Source organism: Leuconostoc sp. DB-1 (genome assembly GCF_013414845.1).
Taxonomy (GTDB): Bacteria; Bacillota; Bacilli; order Lactobacillales; family Lactobacillaceae; genus Leuconostoc; species Leuconostoc mesenteroides.
In genome coordinates this window covers 1010930-1029683 of the sequence record NZ_JABFNJ010000001.1, presented here as the reverse complement: position 1 = coordinate 1029683, position 18754 = coordinate 1010930, and the positions used below count along the sequence as shown (strand labels likewise).

General features: G+C 37.9%; 29 protein-coding genes, 1 pseudogene and 1 riboswitch. Of the genes and pseudogenes, 23 read left to right on the top strand and 7 right to left on the bottom strand.

What is annotated here, in order from left to right:
• The first annotated feature begins 36 nt into the window (after nucleotides 1–36).
• From HFP47_RS05005 to HFP47_RS04950, 12 genes and pseudogenes are all read left to right on the top strand, one after another.
• Nucleotides 37–900 carry a S1 RNA-binding domain-containing protein gene (locus HFP47_RS05005; protein ID WP_011680014.1) on the top strand — a complete coding sequence of 288 codons (864 nt, stop codon included), beginning with the start codon at nucleotides 37–39 and terminating at the stop codon, nucleotides 898–900.
• Nucleotides 897–1793, top strand: coding sequence for a site-specific tyrosine recombinase XerD (gene xerD, locus HFP47_RS05000; protein ID WP_042253043.1), 897 nt, complete (start codon nucleotides 897–899; stop codon nucleotides 1791–1793). The genes HFP47_RS05005 and xerD overlap by 4 nt, the downstream gene beginning before the upstream one ends.
• 5 nt (nucleotides 1794–1798) lie before the next feature.
• A complete protein-coding gene (locus tag HFP47_RS04995; protein ID WP_179876159.1) occupies nucleotides 1799–2170 on the top strand; it encodes a riboflavin biosynthesis protein RibT in 372 nt (123 codons plus the stop codon).
• Nucleotides 2137–2913, top strand: coding sequence for a ScpA family protein (locus HFP47_RS04990; protein WP_010293839.1), 777 nt, complete (start codon nucleotides 2137–2139; stop codon nucleotides 2911–2913). Before HFP47_RS04995 ends, HFP47_RS04990 begins: the two co-directional genes overlap by 34 nt.
• Nucleotides 2906–3505 (top strand): SMC-Scp complex subunit ScpB, encoded by a 600-nt coding sequence (gene scpB / locus HFP47_RS04985; protein ID WP_014324860.1) that lies wholly within the window; start codon nucleotides 2906–2908, stop codon nucleotides 3503–3505. Before HFP47_RS04990 ends, scpB begins: the two co-directional genes overlap by 8 nt.
• Complete coding sequence (locus tag HFP47_RS04980) at nucleotides 3498–4247, top strand: pseudouridine synthase (protein ID WP_048593107.1); 750 nt, start codon at nucleotides 3498–3500, stop codon at nucleotides 4245–4247. The genes scpB and HFP47_RS04980 overlap by 8 nt, the downstream gene beginning before the upstream one ends.
• A 28-nt stretch (nucleotides 4248–4275) precedes the next feature.
• Nucleotides 4276–4412, top strand: a riboswitch (FMN riboswitch).
• A 98-nt stretch (nucleotides 4413–4510) separates the two neighbouring features.
• Entirely contained in the window at nucleotides 4511–5101 is a 591-nt protein-coding gene (locus HFP47_RS04975) for an ECF transporter S component (protein ID WP_179876158.1), read from the top strand.
• 73 nt (nucleotides 5102–5174) lie between these two features.
• Entirely contained in the window at nucleotides 5175–5732 is a 558-nt protein-coding gene (locus tag HFP47_RS04970) for a hypothetical protein (RefSeq protein WP_002814796.1), read from the top strand.
• 14 nt (nucleotides 5733–5746) lie between these two features.
• Nucleotides 5747–6423, top strand: a pseudogene (cmk, locus tag HFP47_RS04965) ((d)CMP kinase).
• A 94-nt stretch (nucleotides 6424–6517) separates the two neighbouring features.
• Complete coding sequence (gene rpsA, locus HFP47_RS04960; RefSeq protein ID WP_011680008.1) at nucleotides 6518–7708, top strand: 30S ribosomal protein S1; 1191 nt, start codon at nucleotides 6518–6520, stop codon at nucleotides 7706–7708.
• Between the two features lie 74 nt (nucleotides 7709–7782).
• Nucleotides 7783–9093: a ribosome biogenesis GTPase Der gene (der, locus tag HFP47_RS04955; protein WP_011680007.1), complete on the top strand. Its 1311-nt coding sequence runs from the start codon at nucleotides 7783–7785 to the stop codon at nucleotides 9091–9093.
• Nucleotides 9094–9266: 173 nt separating this feature from the next.
• Nucleotides 9267–9542 carry an HU family DNA-binding protein gene (locus HFP47_RS04950; RefSeq protein ID WP_002814789.1) on the top strand — a complete coding sequence of 92 codons (276 nt, stop codon included), beginning with the start codon at nucleotides 9267–9269 and terminating at the stop codon, nucleotides 9540–9542.
• 62 nt (nucleotides 9543–9604) lie between these two features.
• On the opposite strand, the gene HFP47_RS10920 is transcribed toward HFP47_RS04950, so the two are convergent.
• From HFP47_RS10920 to HFP47_RS04925, 5 genes are all read right to left on the bottom strand, one after another.
• On the bottom strand, nucleotides 9605–10129 hold the full coding sequence (locus HFP47_RS10920) for a site-specific integrase (protein WP_373562334.1): 525 nt from the start codon (nucleotides 10127–10129) through the stop codon (nucleotides 9605–9607).
• Nucleotides 10126–10677: an Arm DNA-binding domain-containing protein gene (locus tag HFP47_RS04940; RefSeq protein WP_179876157.1), complete on the bottom strand. Its 552-nt coding sequence runs from the start codon at nucleotides 10675–10677 to the stop codon at nucleotides 10126–10128. The genes HFP47_RS10920 and HFP47_RS04940 overlap by 4 nt, the downstream gene beginning before the upstream one ends.
• Nucleotides 10678–10851: 174 nt before the next feature.
• Nucleotides 10852–11514 (bottom strand): SHOCT domain-containing protein, encoded by a 663-nt coding sequence (locus HFP47_RS04935; protein ID WP_179876156.1) that lies wholly within the window; start codon nucleotides 11512–11514, stop codon nucleotides 10852–10854.
• A 40-nt stretch (nucleotides 11515–11554) separates the two neighbouring features.
• Complete coding sequence (locus HFP47_RS04930; protein WP_179876155.1) at nucleotides 11555–11863, bottom strand: hypothetical protein; 309 nt, start codon at nucleotides 11861–11863, stop codon at nucleotides 11555–11557.
• Nucleotides 11864–11872: 9 nt separating this feature from the next.
• The gene (locus tag HFP47_RS04925; protein WP_179876154.1) at nucleotides 11873–12565 is read right to left on the bottom strand and encodes an XRE family transcriptional regulator; all 693 of its coding nucleotides are present in this window, start codon (nucleotides 12563–12565) and stop codon (nucleotides 11873–11875) included.
• 171 nt (nucleotides 12566–12736) lie between these two features.
• Between HFP47_RS04925 and HFP47_RS04920 the strand changes: the two genes are divergently transcribed.
• A complete protein-coding gene (locus tag HFP47_RS04920; protein WP_179876153.1) occupies nucleotides 12737–12979 on the top strand; it encodes a DUF739 family protein in 243 nt (80 codons plus the stop codon).
• A 115-nt stretch (nucleotides 12980–13094) separates the two neighbouring features.
• Here the strand turns inward: HFP47_RS04920 and HFP47_RS04915 are convergent, their stop codons facing one another.
• On the bottom strand, nucleotides 13095–13277 hold the full coding sequence (locus HFP47_RS04915; RefSeq protein WP_179876152.1) for a hypothetical protein: 183 nt from the start codon (nucleotides 13275–13277) through the stop codon (nucleotides 13095–13097).
• Nucleotides 13278–13403: 126 nt separating this feature from the next.
• Between HFP47_RS04915 and HFP47_RS04910 the strand changes: the two genes are divergently transcribed.
• From HFP47_RS04910 to HFP47_RS10675, 5 genes are read left to right on the top strand one after another with little or no spacing between them, the layout of a single operon-like run.
• Nucleotides 13404–13667 carry a hypothetical protein gene (locus HFP47_RS04910; RefSeq protein WP_059442182.1) on the top strand — a complete coding sequence of 88 codons (264 nt, stop codon included), beginning with the start codon at nucleotides 13404–13406 and terminating at the stop codon, nucleotides 13665–13667.
• Nucleotides 13668–13680: 13 nt separating this feature from the next.
• Nucleotides 13681–14409 (top strand): phage antirepressor KilAC domain-containing protein, encoded by a 729-nt coding sequence (locus HFP47_RS04905; protein WP_179876151.1) that lies wholly within the window; start codon nucleotides 13681–13683, stop codon nucleotides 14407–14409.
• Nucleotides 14406–14645: a hypothetical protein gene (locus HFP47_RS04900; RefSeq protein WP_179876150.1), complete on the top strand. Its 240-nt coding sequence runs from the start codon at nucleotides 14406–14408 to the stop codon at nucleotides 14643–14645. Before HFP47_RS04905 ends, HFP47_RS04900 begins: the two co-directional genes overlap by 4 nt.
• 1 nt (nucleotide 14646) lies before the next feature.
• On the top strand, nucleotides 14647–14811 hold the full coding sequence (locus tag HFP47_RS04895; RefSeq protein WP_179876149.1) for a hypothetical protein: 165 nt from the start codon (nucleotides 14647–14649) through the stop codon (nucleotides 14809–14811).
• 14 nt (nucleotides 14812–14825) lie between these two features.
• Complete coding sequence (locus HFP47_RS10675) at nucleotides 14826–14948, top strand: hypothetical protein (protein ID WP_257229721.1); 123 nt, start codon at nucleotides 14826–14828, stop codon at nucleotides 14946–14948.
• Between the two features lie 12 nt (nucleotides 14949–14960).
• Here the strand turns inward: HFP47_RS10675 and HFP47_RS04890 are convergent, their stop codons facing one another.
• Complete coding sequence (locus HFP47_RS04890) at nucleotides 14961–15122, bottom strand: YjzC family protein (protein ID WP_179876148.1); 162 nt, start codon at nucleotides 15120–15122, stop codon at nucleotides 14961–14963.
• 128 nt (nucleotides 15123–15250) lie between these two features.
• Between HFP47_RS04890 and HFP47_RS04885 the strand changes: the two genes are divergently transcribed.
• From HFP47_RS04885 to HFP47_RS10915, 5 genes are all read left to right on the top strand, one after another.
• The gene (locus HFP47_RS04885; RefSeq protein ID WP_179876147.1) at nucleotides 15251–15454 is read left to right on the top strand and encodes a helix-turn-helix transcriptional regulator; all 204 of its coding nucleotides are present in this window, start codon (nucleotides 15251–15253) and stop codon (nucleotides 15452–15454) included.
• 92 nt (nucleotides 15455–15546) lie between these two features.
• Nucleotides 15547–15885, top strand: coding sequence for a hypothetical protein (locus HFP47_RS04880; RefSeq protein WP_257229720.1), 339 nt, complete (start codon nucleotides 15547–15549; stop codon nucleotides 15883–15885).
• A gap of 2 nt (nucleotides 15886–15887) precedes the next feature.
• Nucleotides 15888–16802 (top strand): recombinase RecT, encoded by a 915-nt coding sequence (locus HFP47_RS04875; protein WP_061399434.1) that lies wholly within the window; start codon nucleotides 15888–15890, stop codon nucleotides 16800–16802.
• Nucleotides 16799–17455 (top strand): hypothetical protein, encoded by a 657-nt coding sequence (locus tag HFP47_RS04870; RefSeq protein WP_179876145.1) that lies wholly within the window; start codon nucleotides 16799–16801, stop codon nucleotides 17453–17455. The genes HFP47_RS04875 and HFP47_RS04870 overlap by 4 nt, the downstream gene beginning before the upstream one ends.
• Before the next feature lie 140 nt (nucleotides 17456–17595).
• Nucleotides 17596–18558 (top strand): phage replisome organizer N-terminal domain-containing protein, encoded by a 963-nt coding sequence (locus HFP47_RS10915; RefSeq protein WP_179876144.1) that lies wholly within the window; start codon nucleotides 17596–17598, stop codon nucleotides 18556–18558.
• Nucleotides 18559–18754: the final 196 nt, after the last annotated feature.

Sequence of the window (18754 nt, the reverse complement as noted above, 5' to 3'; positions counted from 1 at the left end):
AAAGTGCGTGATGTTGCGTACGTTAAGGAAAACGCTATGAATCCAAAAGTTGGAACAATAATTAAAGCAAACGTTACTGATGAAAATGAAAAATATTTCTTTGCACAAGTCGACGGCTTTACATATGAAATTGATAAGTCAGAACTTGAGAAGCCTCTCAAAATCGGTGGATTTGTGACTGGCTTTGCATATGAAAATGAAGGACACAAATTACAAATTACCAAGAAAACGCCTGCTGTACAGAAATCAGTATACGGTTGGGGAACAGTCGTAGCGAATCGACATGATTTGGGCGTCTTTGTTTCAATCGGTTTGCCGAATAAGGATATCGTTGTTTCTCTTGATGATCTACCAACGATTTCAACACTTTGGCCACAAAAAGGCGACAAATTGATGATTGCCATTAAAGAAGATCATAAAGGCCGTTTGTGGGGTGAAATAGCACAACAGCATATTATTAATGCTGTATCGCGTCGCGCACCGGAAAGTATGAAGTCGACCACAGTTAAAGCCACAGTTTATCGTAACAAAATGGCAGGTACTTTGGTTATTACTGATGAATATTATCTTGGTTTTATTCATCCTTCGCAACGTGACGATGAGCCACGTTTAGGACAAGTTGTTGATGCACGTGTTATCGGCGTCCGTGATGATGGCACATTAAATCTATCACTGAAACCTTTGGCCTATAAGACCATGGATGAGGATGCACAATTCTTATTGTTGCAATTGCAACGACGGGCGGATCATTTCTTACCATTCAATGATAAAAGTAACCCAGAGGCAATCAAGCGTCAATTTGGATTTAGTAAGAGTCAGTTCAAACGAGCCTTGGGTCATTTATACAAGGATAGACTAATTGAACAAATTGACGATGGTATAAAATTAGTTGAGAAATGATGCAAGAAATTGACAATGCGATAGTAGATTATCTACACTATATTCGAATTGAACGTGGCTTATCTGAAAATACAATTAAGAGTTACCACCAAGATTTGGTACAATTTGGTGAGTATCTAAATGGTGAGAAACTGGTGCTTGATCAAGTTGATCATATTGTTATCTTGTCGTGGTTGAATCAACTCAGAGATCTAGGAAAATCCAATAGTTCAGTGATTAGAATGGTTACGACATTGCGTAACTTTTTTGGCTATTTAGTGCGAGAAAAAGTCGTCGCTCATAATCCAATGAATGATGTTCGCCCACCCAAAAAAGCAGAGCACCTACCAGCAGTTTTGAGCATAGAGGAAATTGACCGTTTATTACAAGCACCGATAGAAGATACACCACTTGGTCTTCGAAATAGAACATTGCTAGAAGTGATGTACGCAACTGGTTTGCGTGTCAGTGAATTGGTTAATTTAAAAATGAGTGACCTTCATTTGCAATTGGGACTGATTCAAACACTTGGAAAAGGTGACAAAGAACGTATTATTCCAATTGGTGAAATTGCGATTGATTGGCTGACTCGATATTTTAATGAAAGCCGTATCGTTTTACTTAAAGACAAAGAGTCTCCTTATGTTTTCTTAAACGATCGTGGAAATCAAATTTCACGACAGGGAATATGGAAGATTATAAAAAAGTTGGTAACAACTGCTGGAATAACTAAAGATGTTTCTCCCCATACACTTCGTCATTCTTTTGCTACCCATATTTTAGAGAACGGTGCTGATTTGCGTATAGTTCAAGAATTATTGGGGCATGCGGACATTTCGACAACACAAATTTATACCCATATTTCGAAAAAAAGACTTAGTGAAGTGTATGATGAATACCACCCCAGAGCGTAAAAATTATGTTGACACAATCAAGACAATCAGATGAAAAAACAATTATGGGTATTTTATCGTTGCTGCCAGGGCTACGTGAAATATCTCATTTAAATGCGGAAATAGCATGGTATCATGATAATGAAGCAAGATCTTTATATGTTTGGCAAAAAGAGTCTCAAGGACAAGTACTTGGTGTTCTAGGTGTTGAGATTTATAATAATATTGCTATAATTCGTCATGTTGCCTTAACCCCAGAGTCACGCAGTGTCAGAAACTACTTCGACATGATTTCTGATTATCAAGAGCAACATTCTGAAGCCTTCTTAATGGGTACCTTGGATAATCAAAAGTTAATTAACAAATGGAGAAAAGCAACATCGCGAAAAACGGTCTAACAATTAAATTAAGTGATTTTGAAGGGCCAATCGATCTGTTATTACACTTAATTAAGAAATCCGAGATGAATATTTTTGATTTGAAAATTGCTGACATTACATCTCAGTATTTAGATTTTATTCATGCACAACAGGCTATGCAGCTTGATGTAGCAAGTGAATATTTAGTGATGGCTGCTACTTTAGTTAAGATAAAGTCCGCTGATTTGTTACCAGAAGAAGAGCCAGATGATTATGCCGTAGATGAAGAGTATGCGGATCCACGTGAAGAGCTGATGCTACAATTATTGACCTACAAACAATTTCAAGTGGCAAGCGAATCTTTGCGTGAACGTGAACAATTAAAACAACAATCTTTTCCACGTACTCAAATGAAGGCTCCTGATAATTTGAAACATCCCATAACTTTAGCTCCTGGTTTATCGTTAGGGGATTTACAAACAGCATTTGCTCAACTATTGCGGCGAAAAAAGCAGGAAAAACCCATCAGAAGGCATGTTACTGCGGAAACATATTCTCTTGAGGAAGCTGTTAACAACATCAATAAACATTTCTTACAGCATCAAACGGGGGATATGATTCCATTTGCTTCTTTTTTTGATGATATTTACGAGCGGGAGCATTTGGTAGTCACCTTTTTGGCGTTATTAGAAATGGCCAAAGATAAAAGATTAAAATTACACCAAGAGCACCAACAACAAGAAATTTATGTAGAAATTGAGGCGTTTGGCGAAGATGAATAATTTAAGTCAAATAGAAGCACTATTGTTTGTATCTGGCGATGAAGGCATTTCCGTGAAAAATATGAGCATTATCACTGGATTTGATCGTTCAGCAATACAAGGATTGCTTGAAGAACTTGTGTTAAAGTATGATACTGATTTAAGTAGTGCATTACAAATTCGTGAAAGTGACGATGTGTATCGCCTAGTGACTAAACCGGAACTTGGTGGCACAGTAAAACAGTATTTTGATTCACCTGTAAATGCAACATTATCGCAAGCACAACTCGAAACACTAGTTATTGTCGCTTATAAGCAACCAATTACACGTGTTGAAATTGATACAATTCGTGGTGTGCAATCCTCAGGAACTTTACAGAAGCTAGCATTACGGCAACTAGTCCACGAAGTTGGCAGAAAAGACGAACCAGGACGTCCCATCATGTTTGGTACCACCGATGAATTTTTGGATTATTTTGGTTTGAAAAGTATTGAAGAATTACCTCCGTTACCTGATTTTAATATGTTAGATTTAAGTGATGATATTGATGGCGAACTATTTACGAGTGCATTTGATGTACATCAATCAGAAAGTGAAAAAGAAAATGTCTGAAGAAGCACAGAGACTGCAAAAAATTATTGCCCAAGCGGGTCTAGCGTCCCGACGGGGCGCAGAAGAATTGATCATCAATGGGCGTGTCCAAGTTAATGGGCAAACTGTTACCGAATTAGGTACGAAAGTTACTGCAAATGATAAAGTACAGGTCGACGGTGCGCCAATTGAAGGACGTGAGAAGTTAGTTTATTACCTGTTAAATAAGCCTCGTGGGGTTGTGACAACCAATGATGATGAAAAAGGTCGTCGTACGGTATTGGATATTTTAGAGGATGTGGATCAACGTGTTTATCCAGTTGGCCGTCTAGATTATGATACAACTGGTGTTTTGTTATTAACAAATGATGGTGTAGTGGCTAATCAATTAATGCATCCTAAAACTAAAGTCGATAAGACTTATGTTGCAAAGGTTGAAGGCATTGCAACCGAAGAAAAGCTAGCTCCTTTGAAACGTGGAGTGGTCCTAAAGGGACGTAAAACTGCGCCAGCTCGTGTTTCCATTGAAAGAATTGAGCCGACAAAAAGAACAAGTATGGTCCGTATAACTATTCATGAAGGCCGTAATCATCAGGTCAAAAACATGCTCGCGAAGGTTGGCCTACCAGTGCAAAAGCTTAAGCGTGAGCAGTATGCCTTTTTTGATGTCAATGGTCTACAGCCGGGCGAGTATCGTAAATTAACAAGCGTAGAGATCAAACGCTTAAAGGCACAAGATTACAAATTGTTGCGTCGTAAGTAACACCGTGATACAATAAAATCAAATTTAATAATAACTTCAGGGTCGGGTGTAAGTCCCAACCGGCGGTGAGACATGAATTTTCATGGTAAGCCCGCGACCTGCTTTTGCAGCTGATCTGGTCAAAATCCAGAGCCGACCGTAAAGTCGGGTATAAAGAAGTCTAAAAAAGAAAGTGAAAGCTGCATTTTTTGTTGTACCCTGACAAAATCTGTGGTTTTTTGTTTGCATCTACTGGTGAAGTGAGCAAACAAGAGGAAAGAAATATGTCAATTATTCCTGTAACGCGAGTGCAACGTACTACATTAATTGCAATACTAAGCGCTATTTCATTTGGTTTGATGCTGTTTCCCCAAGTGCCAATCATTCCGAGTGCTGATTTTTTGAAACTAGATTTTTCAATCGTACCAGTTGTCATTGGCTTATATTGGTTAAATTATTCGGCTTCACTGTGGATCATTTTAATTCGTACCTTGCTAAAGTTAATTTTGGCAAATGAGGGGGTTAACACTTATTTAGGACTACCGGTTAATTTACTGGTTGTTTTGGCCTTTATCACAGTCTTAAAAATTACAATGCCCAACCTTGAGCAGTATAGTAATTGGCAAAAAAAAATCCTGCCGTTAATAAGCAGCACGTTTGTCATGACAATTGTTGCGATTGTCATCAATTGGTTTGTAGCTATACCTTTGTATGCGAGGTTTGCTAATTTCGACATTGCTAAATTCATTGGTTTAAAAAACTATTTTATCGGTATGGTATTACCGTTCAATCTTATCGAGGGTATTATATGGTTTGTCGTGAGTATGATCATATTAAGGGCAATACAGCCGCTCCAGAGAAGGTTTCATTCTTAACAAAACATTATGAGCAAAGTCGGTGTTGGTGTGGTAAAATTTTATGTGAACCAATAAAATGGAGGTCGTTTCTATGAACGATTTTGACCCAAACAACATGAGCCGCTCAAAGCGGCCCAAAAAAGATAAGCTCGAACCAAAATTTTCCCGAAAGTCAGATTCAAAATCCCCAAATAAAGGATTTCGTGTTCTGCTTGTTGTATTAGCGCTTGCAGTTATATCTTTTGTACCTGTGTATGGCATGATTGCTAATCAAAAATCATCAAAGCCACAAACGGCTGTTTCTTCAAGTACAAAGCGTTCATCAACTACTAAATCTACGTCTTCTGAGTCTTCTGAATCATCATCTTCCGAGTCAAGTGCATCAAGTTCTTCTGAAGAAGAATCAGTAAGTAGCAGTGAAGCTGCTTCAAGTGAGGAATCTGCTAGTTCATCTTCTACTGAGACGGCTGAATCAAGTTCAGCATCAAGTAGTTCCACAACCACTACTGCAGTTTTGGGTGCTAGTCAGACGTTGTATAATTTTGCAGTTACACACGGGATGACAACTAGCCAAGTTATTGCATTAAATCCAGGGTTAACAGTTGATAATTACACACAGTATGCTGGTACTGCACTAAACATTCAGTAAGAGGACTTTTTATTATTATGACGAATTTTCAAGTTGCCATTGATGGCCCAGCTTCTGCCGGTAAGTCTACTATTGCCAAAATTTTAGCAACAAAGCTAAATTATGTGTATGTTGACACAGGTGCAATGTACAGAACAATAACTTTAGCTGCAAAAAAGAACGGCATTGCTTATAATGATGAAGAAAAAATAAAAAACTTATTGTCACAAACGGAAATACGCTTTGAACCTAGTACACCAGTTCAACGTGTATTTTTGAATGATACCGATGTCACGGAGGAAATTCGTTCCGCTGAAGTGACAAACAATGTGTCTGTAGTGGCTTCCTTAGCGTATGTACGTTCTAATTTAGTCAATCGTCAACGTGAAATAGCTAATAACAACAGTGTGATTATGGACGGTCGCGATATCGGCACAACTGTGTTACCAGAAGCAGATGTCAAAATTTTCTTGTAGCAAGTGTTGATGAACGTGCCCAACGACGTTATAAAGAAAATGTTGCTAAAGGGATGACTACTGATCTCGAAACATTGAAGCGCGAAATTGAAGCGCGAGATTACAAAGATTCTCATCGTCAAATTAGTCCATTAACACAAGCGAAGGACGCTATTTTAGTGGATACAACGGGACAAAGTATTGACGATGTTGTGGCTAAAATAGCCAACATTATCGAAAATAATATTAGTTTCTAATTTACACGGTTAAACCGTGTTTTTTACTATACAAGAACTAAAATATTTGGTACACTATATTCATAGTGTAAATTGTAGGAGGACGTTTGACGTCATGAGTGAAACAAACAACGAGCTTTTAGCAGCTCTCGAGAGTGCAGATCAAATTAAGGTAGGAGATGTCGTTACGGGCGAAGTACTAGCCGTTGATAACGATAACCAAGCAGTTATTGGTTTGCATACCGGTGAAGAAGGAGTTGTGCCAGCGCGTGAGTACTCAGACGATCGTAACATTAATCTGGCAGACGAATTGAAGGTTGGCGACAGTGTTGAAGCTGTTGTCATCTCTAATGTAACAAGCGACAAGGAAGGCGTATCTTACTTGTTGTCAAAGAAGCGCTTGGAAGCACGTAAGGCATGGGAAAACTTGTCATTTGGTGAAGGTGATACAGTTGATGCTAAAGTTATCAATGCTGTACGTGGTGGTTTAGTTGTCGATGTTAATGGTGTTCGTGGCTTTGTACCCGCATCAATGGTTGCTGATCGTTTTGTGTCAGATTTGAACCAGTTTAAGAATAAAGATATTAAAGCACAAGTTATTGAAATTGATGCTGCCAAGGCACGCTTAATCTTGTCACGTAAGGCAGTTGCAGCACAAGAACGTGCAGCACAATTAGCAGAAGCATTTGAAAAGCTATCAGTTGGTGAAGTTGTTGAAGGTAAAGTTGCTCGTTTGACTGACTTCGGAGCATTCGTTGACTTAGGTGGCGTTGATGGTTTGGTACACGTTTCAGAAATTTCTCATGATCGTGTTAAGAACCCTGCTGATGTTTTGACAAAGGGTGAAACAGTTAACGTTAAAATTTTAGCCTTAGATGCTGAAAAGGGACGTATCTCATTGTCAATCAAGGCTACACAACCTGGACCTTGGGATAAGGTTGCTGAAGAAGCTCCTGCCGGAACAGTTCTTGAAGGAACTGTTAAGCGTGTAAAAGACTTCGGAGCATTCGTTGAAATTTTCCCTGGTATCGAAGGATTAGTTCACGTATCACAAATTTCACACAAGCGTATCGAAAACCCTTCAGAAGTTTTGAAGTCAGGCGATAAAGTTCAAGTTCAAGTTTTGGATGTTAAGCCTGCCGAAGAACGTATTTCATTGTCAATGAAGGCATTGGAAGAAAAGCCAGAACGTGAAGATCGTGGAAATTCAAAGGATAGTTCAGCATCACGTGCAGATATTGCTGCTTATAAGCAACAAGATGATTCAGCTGCAACATTGGGCGACCTCTTTGATGGTAAGTTCTAAGAATTCTATTGAAAAGAACTGGTTCGCCAGTTCTTTTTTTATGATAAATTTATTTATACAAAGGAGGTGCCAAAATGTCAGCACCAATAGTAGCAATTGTCGGTCGACCAAACGTTGGTAAATCAACTATTTTCAACCGTATGGCGGGAGAAAGAATTGCGATCGTTGAAGACATGCCCGGTGTCACGCGAGATCGCTTGTATGCACCAGCTGAATGGTTAAATTATGAATTTCGAATGATTGATACCGGTGGTATCGAAATCGGTGATGCACCGTTTTTAGCAGAAATACGTGGACAGGTAGAATTAGCAATTAATGAAGCTGATGTTATTGTGATGGTTGTTTCCGGCCGAGAAGGATTAACTGAGGCTGATGAAGTAGTTGCACGTATGCTATATAAATCTGATAAGCCTGTCGTTCTGGCTGTCAACAAAGTAGATAATCCTGAAATGCGCCATGATGTCTATGATTTTTATGCACTAGGTCTTGGGGATCCATTCCCAGTTTCAGGATCACACGGTTTGGGATTAGGTGATTTACTTGATGAAATTGTAAAACATTTTCCTGATGAAGCTGCCGAGCAAGAAGACGATGCGATTCGTTTTAGTATAATTGGCCGCCCAAATGTTGGTAAATCATCAATTGTCAACGCTATGCTTGGTGAAAAACGTGTGATCGTCTCTGATATTGAAGGGACTACTCGTGATGCTATTGATACACGATTTGTGACTGAAGAAGGTGACGAATTTGTGATGGTTGATACAGCCGGTATGCGTAAGCGCGGGAAAATCTATGAGAATACTGAAAAGTACTCCGTGATGCGTGCTATGAAAGCTATTGATGATAGCAACGTTATTTTGATGGTTATTGATGCGGAAGCAGGAATTAGAGAACAAGATAAACACGTGGCTGGGTTTGCTCATGAAGCTGGGCGAGCAATGATCATTGTTGTCAATAAATGGGATGCGATTGAAAAGAATGATCGGACGATGTCTGACTTTGAGAATTTAATTCGCGAAGAATTTAAATTCTTAGATTATGCACCAATTGTGTTTGTTTCTGCTAAGACAGGGCAACGTTTAGATAGATTGCCACAAATGGTTAAAGATGTTGACGATAATCATCGTAAGCGTATAACATCTTCAACATTAAACGATGTCATTATGGATGCTATTGCAATAAATCCAACACCTTCAGATAATGGTCGTCGTTTACGAGTATATTATGCGACACAAGTCGCAACGCAACCACCAACATTTGTCATATTTGTTAATGATGTTGAACTTATGCATTTTTCATATGAACGATTCTTAGAAAATAAAATTCGAGAATCATTTGACTTTACTGGTACGCCAATCAAACTCATTGTTCGCGCACGAAAGTAAACGTTGCAAAAATATGTTTTTAATGTAACACAAATGTTACGAAATCCCGAAAACCCTTGATAACACTACACATTTGGCGTTTCTTATGTTATTCTAGTTACATGAAATAATGTTTCGACAGATTTCACGGAGCGCATCATGCGTTAAAAAAACTCTTATTAGGAGACAAGAAAATGGCTAACAAGCAAGAATTAGTAGATTCAGTTGCTAAGGCAACAGGTTTGACAAAGAAGGATGCTACTGCATCAGTTGACGCAGTTTTTGCATCAATCGAAGAAGCATTGAAGAACGGTGAAAAGGTTCAATTGATCGGCTTTGGTAACTTTGAAGTTCGTGATCGTGCTGCTCGTAAGGGCCGTAACCCACAAACTGGTGAAGAAATTCAAATTGCTGCCTCAAAGGTACCTGCATTTAAGCCAGGTAAAGCTTTGAAGGATGCCGTTAAGTAATTAATACCCATTTATACCGCTGTTTCACAGCGTTTCTGGGGAAAATTGGGGAAAGTAACTTATTACTCCCTAATATTATCCAGTATATTAAGAGCAAGCTCACGTTGAGTTTGCTCTTTTTCTTTTAGCATGTGACTATACACACTGAGCGTTATTCCGATGTTAGAGTGTCCAACTCTTTTGGAAATGTAGTCAATGTCCACGCCGTTGTGTAAGAGGTAGGAGACGTGCGAATGGCGTAAGCCATGAAATCGTATCTGATGAACGCTGGCTGACCTAAGTATGCGTCTTAAATTATTCTGTACGGTTTGATTAGACCAATAGTAGAACAGATTCAACTCATTGCTTTTATCAAAATAAGTAACCATTGTTTTTGTCAACCTTGAAGAAATCGGAATGATTCGTATAGATGATTTATTTTTAGGCTTGGTAACCATTTTTGCTCCGCTAGAGTATGATTTTGTAATGGTTACTTCCTGTTTTATTAAATCAAAGTCTGATCTAGTCAAAGCCAGTAGCTCTCCGTATCGCGCTCCGGTTTCGATTGCTATTAATACTAGAAGATGAAAACGGTCTGCGTTCTCTATAATTGAATAGAGATAGTCTTGTAATCTCTCGAATTCTTGAGCATCGAGATAATTTGTATACTAGTTTGCTTTTTACTGCTGACGGCTTTAAGTCTCCCAAATACGTCACGTTCAATATATCCGTCAACATAAGCGTCTTTTAGGGAGCTTTTAATTGTCGTAGTAATGTTTTTGGTTGTTTCTAGTGAATGTGTATGACCGAACTCTATAATGCGTTCTTGGGCGATAGAGGGGGTTATTTGAGATAACTTCAACTCTTCAAACATAGTAGCGATATTCTTGGCGTATGTTTGATATTTCTTCATAGATGATATTCTGACGGTTGGTTCTTTATATGTTTTCAACCATTCAAGATAATAATTGCTAAAGGTCATTTTTGATTTTTCTGGATCATATCCGTTTTTGACCTTAACCTCTTCCTTAGCAGCCCACAACTTAGCTTCACGTTGTGTATCAAATGTAGATGTAACTTTCTTGAAAACTCCGTGTCCGTTAACATAAGAGACGACTGCTCGCCATTTCTTACCACGTTTTTCAAAACTTGCCATATAAAAAAGCCTCCTTAAAAAGGGGGCGCATATCTGGTATAATGATATAGAACGCCCCGTGCGTTTGTAGTATACTTTTAGCACACCTTGACCGTCCAAAGTTTAGGGTGTGCTTTTTTATTTGCTTATTTTAGAGACTTCATTGTCTATTATGTACGCCCGAAAGGGCATGAATTAAATACCTAAAATTTGTTTCTTTTTAGTATCGAAATCGTCTTGGGTAATAACTCCCTGATCTAGTAGTTCTTTAAGTTTAGTCAAGTTATCAAAATCTATTTGAGGTTCTAAATCCGTTTTAACACTTTCAACACTCTTAGCATTGTTATTAGTTTTAGCTATTCCTTGGAGTTTGGAATATAAAGTTTCATCATAAGTCGTTTTCAACATTGATTGATAAGGAGTTTTTTGAATAAGCACAATTTTTCGGGTGACGTTTTTCTTGGTGGTCGTCAATACCTTATTTTCTTTTTTAGCTGTTAAACCACCGATAGCTGTCCCGACACCAGGCATCAGCACAGTTCCTACAACAGAACGAGTAATAACACCTTTTCTTTTCCCAACGTTTTTGGTATTTGTTTGCTCATCTACTTTTTCGTCTAACTTGACTTCCAGTATATTATCATATTCAACGTATACATCTTTAAAAAAATTTTCGGTTGATAGTTTAATTATTTTTAGGTCGTCGTTAAACCTGTTTATACCAATTCTGCCATTAGCAACAAACAACGATTTTAATTGTAATTGATGATCATCATATTCTTTTTTATGTTCTTTCTCCTGAGCAGCTTTTTCTTGGGCTGCAGCCATTTCTTTTTTAATTACATCAAATAATCCCATTATCTGTTTCTCCTTTAAAATATGTACACCGCATAGCGGTTTACTCAAATTCAAGTTCAGCCATGCTGTTTTCAAAATTATCTAAAATTTCCTTGTCGGCTATAAATTTAACCCAGTAAATAGGTTCTTTTCCTTTGATACTCGATTCCATTCTTAACTTATCATACAAACTAGTAACGACGTCAGTCCACATTTTTTCAGCTTTTCGTTCTATTTTTCCGATGTCCCAACGCTTAGCTACTGGTCTTCTTTCATTTCTAGCTTTTTGATCATCCAAAGCCTTTTCTATAAATATGTTATATGCTGAACTGTTTGACTTTAAATATTGATTCAATTCATCTGTGTTCATTTTTCCTCCTTATAAAACGACAACGCCGAATATTGACATCTCATGGTTATCGTCAATGGGCATGTCATCATACTTTTTATTCAAAGAGACCAATCGGCAACCATTGTCATCTTTTATCAATTTCTTGACGTAGGCTTGTTGATCGTAGTTTGCTATGACTATTTGACCTGATCGCACATCTTTTGTTTTGTTTACAAATATGATTTGTTTATCTTCAAATAACGGCAACATTGAATCACCGTTTACAACTAAAGCAAAGTCGTGCGGTGGTACCTCACCATCATAGGGTACAAGTTCAGGTTTTCCATCTAGCAGGTATTCACCGGTTCCAGCCGAGACAACACCGTGTATTTCAACTTCATTATTAGTAGGCAACTCAACGACGTTGTTTTGTTCATTATATTGTTGTTCAGCGAATTCGTAAACTTTTTCTTGTCTATCTTTATTAAGTTTGTCAGCCACATGATAAATGCGATCAAGAACCGTTTCGTCAGTCATAGGTACATCTGCGCCGATTAGCCAACTTGGATTAACGTTTAAAGCTTTAGCGACAATAAATATTTTATCCTGTTTTGCGGAATACTTACCAGATAGCCATTGGCTAATAGAAGATTTCCCAATCCCGGTCAACTTGGATAATTCAGCAGGCTTTATATTTTTGTACTCCATAGCTTTTTTAAGTCTAGAGTTAAAGCTTTCCATATTTTTTCTCCTTAATATGTTACAGGTTAAGTATAAACTAAAGTTCAGTAAAACTCAACAAATATTTAAAATAAAGTTCAGAAAACTGAATAAAAGTGTTGCATTATAAAAATAAGGGTGGTAATATAAAGGTGTTCAGAAAACTGAACTAAAATAAAAAGGAGGTACCTAATGATAAAATTTGACTACGAGCGTCTATATGGGCGTATGAAATCAAAAGGTTTCAATCAAAGTTCTTTAGCTAGGGAAATTGGAATCTCACCAGCTTCACTAACCAACAAATTAAAAGGCGTTCCATTTCGTCAAGACGAAATGATGAATATCAGCAAGGCGCTGGGTATTGGTGACAAAGAACTAGCAACTTATTTTTTTACAGTTAAAGTTCAGAAAACTGAACAAGAACAACCAGCATAGGAGGAAAGTATGGATAAAGAAAAGCTATCAAAGAGAGATGTTATAAATCTCACTTCGATAGCCAGAAACGGTAAGAAACCTATTGATGAACGAATTAAAGCATTAAATAGATTATCTAATTCTTCTTATTTTCATAATAAGAAACAAAAGACTTCACTAATTCATCGTGTAATTGAGAGAGTAATTCACCTTGTTTAGAACGTTCGCCTATTTTATGACGTTTTAAAAAATCTGCGGTTATCTCAAGAGATGTCAATCTTATTTCTAACTCAGATTGACTAGGAATTTTACTAGACATAACAAACTCCTTTCATTTATTTCAACTGGCACGTTGATAAATAAAGGATAGCACAAAAAAACCTGACTATAGCACTAGTCAGGCGGAATATTAACGATTTAATTATAACACGAGAGGAATACTAACATGGCAACATCATTTCAATTAACACCAGAGCGTGTTGAAAAAATAGAAACATATAACCGAATAGGTTGGCCGAACTTGATGACGATTTCATTATTGGAGTTGTACACACAAACTAGTCAAGATACATTACGATCAGTTTTCCTAAGCAGAGACGATGCGCCGTTCATTAAATACCATCAACGTGGTGGCGTGATTCCACGAAAAGCATGGGACGCGTTTACGGCTGCTATATCAGTTGGAAAAACATACGAAGGTGAAATTTAGAAAGGTAAGCAACATGGAAGAAATTATCAAAATTAATCAAAACGAACAAGGCGAAGCGCAAGTAAGTGCTCGTGATTTACACAAAGCTTTGAATGTTAAAGCACGGTTCAATGATTGGATTACTAGAATGATTGAATACGGTTTTGCAGAGGGTGTAGACTTTTACTCATTTTTGAGTAAAACCCAAAACAGTGGTCGTCCGAGTGTCGAATACAATCTAACGATTAGTACTGCAAAAGAAATTGCGATGTTACAACGTAACGAAAAAGGTAAGCAAGTGCGTAATTACTTTATCCAAGTCGAGGAGCGTTACAAGGAATTAGCAAGTGATCCATCTTATCAGATGGCATTGGGTTTGAAAGCTTCACAGCAATTACTTGAACACAAAGACAAAATTATTGCTGAAATGAAACCCAAAGCATTGTTCGCTGATGCGGTAGACACTAGTGAAAATAGTATTCTTGTTGGCCAACTAGCTAAAATGCTACGACAGAACGGCGTAAACATTGGCCAAAATAGGCTATTCAGTTGGCTACGCCAACACGAATATCTCGGTATACGCGGAGAGCAAAGAAACTTGCCAACACAGAAGAGTGTCGATTTGGAAGTTATGGAAACTAAAACCAGAACTGTTAACAATCCAGATGGTTCGGTAAGGACAACGAATACACCGAAAATAACTGGTAAAGGACAAATTTATTTTGTGAATAAGTTTTTGAACAATAAAGGAGATGTAGCATGACGATAAATGATTATCAACGAGGCAAATTAGAAATAGCTCTTGGAAAATTGAATGAGGTTCAAGAGTTGATTACTTTTCTTGCTAGTGACACAGCAGATGGAGAATTTGGCGCACAAATGGATATGTTGAATGCTGAAATAATGAGCAACACAGATGATTTGCGTAAAGCAAAAGATGATTCAGAGTTAGTCGGATATAGCGAATACAGGAAACGTTTCTTGGAAGGAGACAGGTAACATGTGGTTTTTACAAGTAATAGCAGTAGCAATCGTGCTAGGTGTAGTTTTCTTTGGTGGCATGATACAGGGCGAGTCACAAGAGCGTGAGCATCAACGTAATAAGCACCGCTTGGAACGTATGGGTGGCACAGATGGTAGCAACAAGTATTTGCGGGTTAAATAAAAAAGGAGAAAAACATGCATCACTATTTAACAAAGTATGAAGAAGATGGGGTTAGGTATGCCGAATCATGGATACAAGTTGACTTCTTTAAATGGTACTGGATATTTAGTCACAAAAAAATACGACTAAACAAATAGCCGTATTCGATATCATTTAGTCCACTTATTTCCCTTTTTACTTGCGGGTGGTAAACGATCACCTGGTTCAATCGTGGCGTGTTTAGGATTTGGAACTTCACCACCACGTGGACCAACTTCGTGATATTTTCCTGGTCGTTGATTATCTGTACCTGGCTTAATCAAGTCTGACATATTTTAGTTACCTTTCCGCATCAATTTGGATAATCGGATGCTATCAAATTTACAGACGTTAGTTCGCATAAAGGAACGTTTGTATAAGTAAAGAATACCATTTTAGGTAGAAAGAACAAGGCCAAAAAATGTCTTTAAAAAGCAATAAAATTGATGAAATTTTGAAGAAAAAACAACTCACGTGGTACTGGTTATTTCAGCATACGAATGTTGGTAAAACAACAATATATGAGATTAGAAACAGTACCAATAAACATGTTGAGTTTGAAACCATGGAAAAAATAGCTGATGCGCTAGATGTCAGCTTAGATGAATTTAGAACAAAAAAATAAGCGCCTAACTGCTGTAACAGTTAAAGCGCTGGATATAAATTATTCGCAAGAAATTTATATCTCGATTATAGCAAGAAACGAGGTAAATGCAAATGGTAGTGACATTGCCTGAACCATATAAACCACGAAATGATTTTGAACGTGATTATTTTGAGGGAAAAGAAGCCGTTCCGTTTCATGAAAAATGTTTGTATGTTTATGCATTAAACAATACAGATGAAGCAGACTTTATGTGGATGACTTACGAAGAATTGCAAAAAGAATACTACTTCGTTTATGTGGTCAAAGTCGGAACGAAAGAAGTTGTTTGTGCCGGTGAAGCACTCGGTACGTATTTGGAAAAGAACTGCCTAAACGGTGTGTACAAAGGAATATTAACGCCATATAGCACGTATGGCGAAGAAGAAATTAAAGAATTGGAGTGGAAATAATTATGGCAAATGAAGTAGCCCAAGTTCAAAAAATTATCAACAGTGACAAGATGCAAAAGCATTTTGAGGAAATATTGAAAGACAACGCAGCCGGTTTCTTAAGTGGATTGTCAACGGTTGTGGCATTAAACCCAGACTTAGCCAAAACAAATATGAATGACTTAACAAACGCTGCAATGCGAGCAGCCATTCTTGATTTATCTGTCTTACCAGACCTTGGTGAAGCCTACGTTATTCCGTACGGAAAGCGCGCGAAGGTAGACGGTAAGTGGATAACCAAAGATGTTAAAGCCCAGTTCCAATTAGGTTATCGAGGGATTATCAAGCTTGTACAGAATACTGGTCGTGTTGGTCGTTTGGGTGGAAGTGTTGTTTATGAAGCGAACAAGCCACATTACAACTATGTATTTGATGAATTCACAATGGAAAATGAAAACTATGATCCATACGTAGACGGTGAAAGTCCAGTAGCCGGATACCTGGCATTTTATTACTTAGACGGCGAACGTATCGTCAAGTATTGGCCGATCCAACGAGTAATTAACCATGCTATGAAGTTCAGCCAAACTTATAAGGGGCCAGACCATAAAGACCGTTACGGCAAAACACCACAGACACCATGGTACACGGATTTCGATGCAATGGCGATTAAAACTGTGATGAAAGACTTGCTTAAGTTTGCCCCCAAGACTACTAAGGTTGCGCAAGCTATTGCCGAAGATGATAAGAATGAGCGTGAAGCACGTGATGTTACTCCGGAAACAGAAGAAATCACTCCTGAAGAGCAAAACGTTGAACCAGAAATTATTGATAATCAACCAGCAGAAAAAAGCGATAATCCGTTTTCAGGAGTTGATACAGGTGATGCGCCTAATCCTTTTGCTGAAAAGAATGAAGCTTTGGAGGACGTGAAATGAGTGAGCCAAAAACAGTAATGCCATTGATTAGCTTTGAAAACGGTGTGGCACAGAACTGGAACGATTTACGAGCAACGTTGAACGGTGTTGAAGTGACCACGATTAATAGCAAGGTAGATGCTCAAAGTATGGCTGCTTTGAAGAAAGACATGAAGCAAGTATCTGACTTAATCAAGAAATCAGTGAAGCAAAATGTTAAGGATTATGAACAAGAATTAATTGAGCGCAATGGTGGTTTATTCGCCGTTAAAGATACTGCCGATTCAATCATTGAGGATATTACGGAAGAACAAAATACGTGGAATGTTGGTCGTCTAAAGCAATTACAACCAGTGTTGCAAAAAGAAATTGATGAACGTAATGAATCGTATCAACTTAAAACACCACTGACCATTAAGGCAGATTGGTTGAAGATTAGCAATTTCACTGCTACCGGTAAACCAACTGGAGCGCTAACGAAATTATTGAATCTAGAGTTTGTTCAAGCCAAGGCGTTGGAGTCTGAACCACCTAAGTTAACAGAAGTTCAGGAAGTGAAAAAAGCAATTAAATATGAGTTCTCGAAAGTTTGGGACGATATTCAAGATGACGGAATTTACACCGGTAAAGACTTCAAACAAATGCTTTCTGAAATCGCCAAACAATTAAATTAAGGTCGTTATGACCCGATCATCGTCACTAAACTGATTAACCAGTGAAAAGAGTTTAAGTCGCTCGATTCGTTGATGTTCATTCGTATGATGGCGATGTGGCGTAACCACACGAAAGGGTGTGAAGCCCCAAGGAGGTAACAGTGGTAACTAAGAAAAAACCGATTTACTTCTGGTTAAGGCTTGATAATAACTTTTATAAAAATCTTGCTATTAAAAAGGCCAGAAAAATGGCTGGTGGCGACACCATGGTAGTTATATATCAAAAAATGATGTTGAGTTCTTTGGACACTAACGGAGTTATTTATTACGAAGGTGTTTACGGAAAACTAGAAGAAGAATTGGCTTTGATGATTGATGAAGAAACAGAACAAGTCGCTATGACTTTGGCTTACTTTACGAAAGCTGGTTTAATTCAAATCGACAATAGCCAAAACGTTGAAATGTCACAAGTATCGGCGTTAATTGACCAAGAAACCAATTGGGCTAGGTACAAAAGAGAACAAAGAAAAAACAATAAATTGGACATTGTCCAACCAGCGTCCAATGAGCGTCCAACAGAGATAGATATAGAGTTAGAGAAAGAGTTAAAGATAGATAAAGAGAAAGAGTTAGATGTTGTTGGCGGCGAAGAAACAGCAAATGACAACGACGACAAATCAAAAGCTTACTCAGCTCTGGTCAATATTCTCGAACAAAATGGATTCGGAACGATTGGCGGATTAGTATCAACTGACATCAACAAAGAGTTAGATGATTTTGCTGAAGCTAATAATGGCAATTACCGTGAAGCATACAGCGTTATCTTACAGGCTATCAAGATATCTGTTGGCAATGGTGTATGTAAGTTTAAGTATTTGTGGAATGTAACCAGAGACTGGTACCAGAGAAAATTGTTTACTTTGAAAGATATTGAGGCATCCGAAAAGAAACGTGATGATGAAAAATCTAAAAGTAAGCAACATAGCTACAATGGCAGAGCACAACGAGTAGAGCCACAGATGATAACAGAACCAGTAGCAGAGTCGAATGTTGATGTGTCAGATGTAGCCAAGGAACTTGCTGAGTTGAAAGAAATGGGATTGAAAACAAAGTTGGAGGAGTAACAAAAAGCCATAAGAATAGTACATGAATACTAATCTTATGGCTTAATGTAAAGCTGTAAATCTATTTGACTATAGACTTACTGACTCGTTCCGTTGCCTCTGATGTGTCATTACCAGTTGATTGATCTGTGTGAGTCTCGCACTATATTAAAACTCTGGTCAATCATGTAAAAGGTTTCTTAGAATGGTTCAGTTA

What these genes read in the sequence shown, in the direction of transcription:
- HFP47_RS04910 (WP_059442182.1), top strand. Translation starts at nt 13,404, where the DNA reads ATGGCAACATCATTTCAATTAACACCAGAGCGTGTTGAAAAAATAGAA.
- HFP47_RS04885 (WP_179876147.1), top strand. Translation starts at nt 15,251, where the DNA reads ATGTCTTTAAAAAGCAATAAAATTGATGAAATTTTGAAGAAAAAACAA.
- rpsA (WP_011680008.1), top strand. Translation starts at nt 6,518, where the DNA reads ATGAGTGAAACAAACAACGAGCTTTTAGCAGCTCTCGAGAGTGCAGAT.
- der (WP_011680007.1), top strand. Translation starts at nt 7,783, where the DNA reads ATGTCAGCACCAATAGTAGCAATTGTCGGTCGACCAAACGTTGGTAAA.
- HFP47_RS04905 (WP_179876151.1), top strand. Translation starts at nt 13,681, where the DNA reads ATGGAAGAAATTATCAAAATTAATCAAAACGAACAAGGCGAAGCGCAA.
- HFP47_RS04890 (WP_179876148.1), bottom strand. Translation starts at nt 15,122, where the DNA reads ATGTCAGACTTGATTAAGCCAGGTACAGATAATCAACGACCAGGAAAA.
- xerD (WP_042253043.1), top strand. Translation starts at nt 897, where the DNA reads ATGATGCAAGAAATTGACAATGCGATAGTAGATTATCTACACTATATT.
- HFP47_RS04935 (WP_179876156.1), bottom strand. Translation starts at nt 11,514, where the DNA reads ATGGGATTATTTGATGTAATTAAAAAAGAAATGGCTGCAGCCCAAGAA.
- HFP47_RS04875 (WP_061399434.1), top strand. Translation starts at nt 15,888, where the DNA reads ATGGCAAATGAAGTAGCCCAAGTTCAAAAAATTATCAACAGTGACAAG.
- HFP47_RS04925 (WP_179876154.1), bottom strand. Translation starts at nt 12,565, where the DNA reads ATGGAAAGCTTTAACTCTAGACTTAAAAAAGCTATGGAGTACAAAAAT.
- HFP47_RS10675 (WP_257229721.1), top strand. Translation starts at nt 14,826, where the DNA reads ATGCATCACTATTTAACAAAGTATGAAGAAGATGGGGTTAGGTATGCC.
- HFP47_RS04940 (WP_179876157.1), bottom strand. Translation starts at nt 10,677, where the DNA reads ATGGCAAGTTTTGAAAAACGTGGTAAGAAATGGCGAGCAGTCGTCTCT.
- HFP47_RS04920 (WP_179876153.1), top strand. Translation starts at nt 12,737, where the DNA reads ATGATAAAATTTGACTACGAGCGTCTATATGGGCGTATGAAATCAAAA.
- HFP47_RS04930 (WP_179876155.1), bottom strand. Translation starts at nt 11,863, where the DNA reads ATGAACACAGATGAATTGAATCAATATTTAAAGTCAAACAGTTCAGCA.
- HFP47_RS04870 (WP_179876145.1), top strand. Translation starts at nt 16,799, where the DNA reads ATGAGTGAGCCAAAAACAGTAATGCCATTGATTAGCTTTGAAAACGGT.
- HFP47_RS04990 (WP_010293839.1), top strand. Translation starts at nt 2,137, where the DNA reads ATGGAGAAAAGCAACATCGCGAAAAACGGTCTAACAATTAAATTAAGT.
- HFP47_RS04880 (WP_257229720.1), top strand. Translation starts at nt 15,547, where the DNA reads ATGGTAGTGACATTGCCTGAACCATATAAACCACGAAATGATTTTGAA.
- HFP47_RS04975 (WP_179876158.1), top strand. Translation starts at nt 4,511, where the DNA reads ATGTCAATTATTCCTGTAACGCGAGTGCAACGTACTACATTAATTGCA.
- scpB (WP_014324860.1), top strand. Translation starts at nt 2,906, where the DNA reads ATGAATAATTTAAGTCAAATAGAAGCACTATTGTTTGTATCTGGCGAT.
- HFP47_RS04970 (WP_002814796.1), top strand. Translation starts at nt 5,175, where the DNA reads ATGAACGATTTTGACCCAAACAACATGAGCCGCTCAAAGCGGCCCAAA.
- HFP47_RS05005 (WP_011680014.1), top strand. Translation starts at nt 37, where the DNA reads ATGAATCCAAAAGTTGGAACAATAATTAAAGCAAACGTTACTGATGAA.
- HFP47_RS04895 (WP_179876149.1), top strand. Translation starts at nt 14,647, where the DNA reads ATGTGGTTTTTACAAGTAATAGCAGTAGCAATCGTGCTAGGTGTAGTT.
- HFP47_RS04950 (WP_002814789.1), top strand. Translation starts at nt 9,267, where the DNA reads ATGGCTAACAAGCAAGAATTAGTAGATTCAGTTGCTAAGGCAACAGGT.
- HFP47_RS04995 (WP_179876159.1), top strand. Translation starts at nt 1,799, where the DNA reads ATGTTGACACAATCAAGACAATCAGATGAAAAAACAATTATGGGTATT.
- HFP47_RS04980 (WP_048593107.1), top strand. Translation starts at nt 3,498, where the DNA reads ATGTCTGAAGAAGCACAGAGACTGCAAAAAATTATTGCCCAAGCGGGT.
- HFP47_RS04900 (WP_179876150.1), top strand. Translation starts at nt 14,406, where the DNA reads ATGACGATAAATGATTATCAACGAGGCAAATTAGAAATAGCTCTTGGA.
- HFP47_RS04915 (WP_179876152.1), bottom strand. Translation starts at nt 13,277, where the DNA reads ATGTCTAGTAAAATTCCTAGTCAATCTGAGTTAGAAATAAGATTGACA.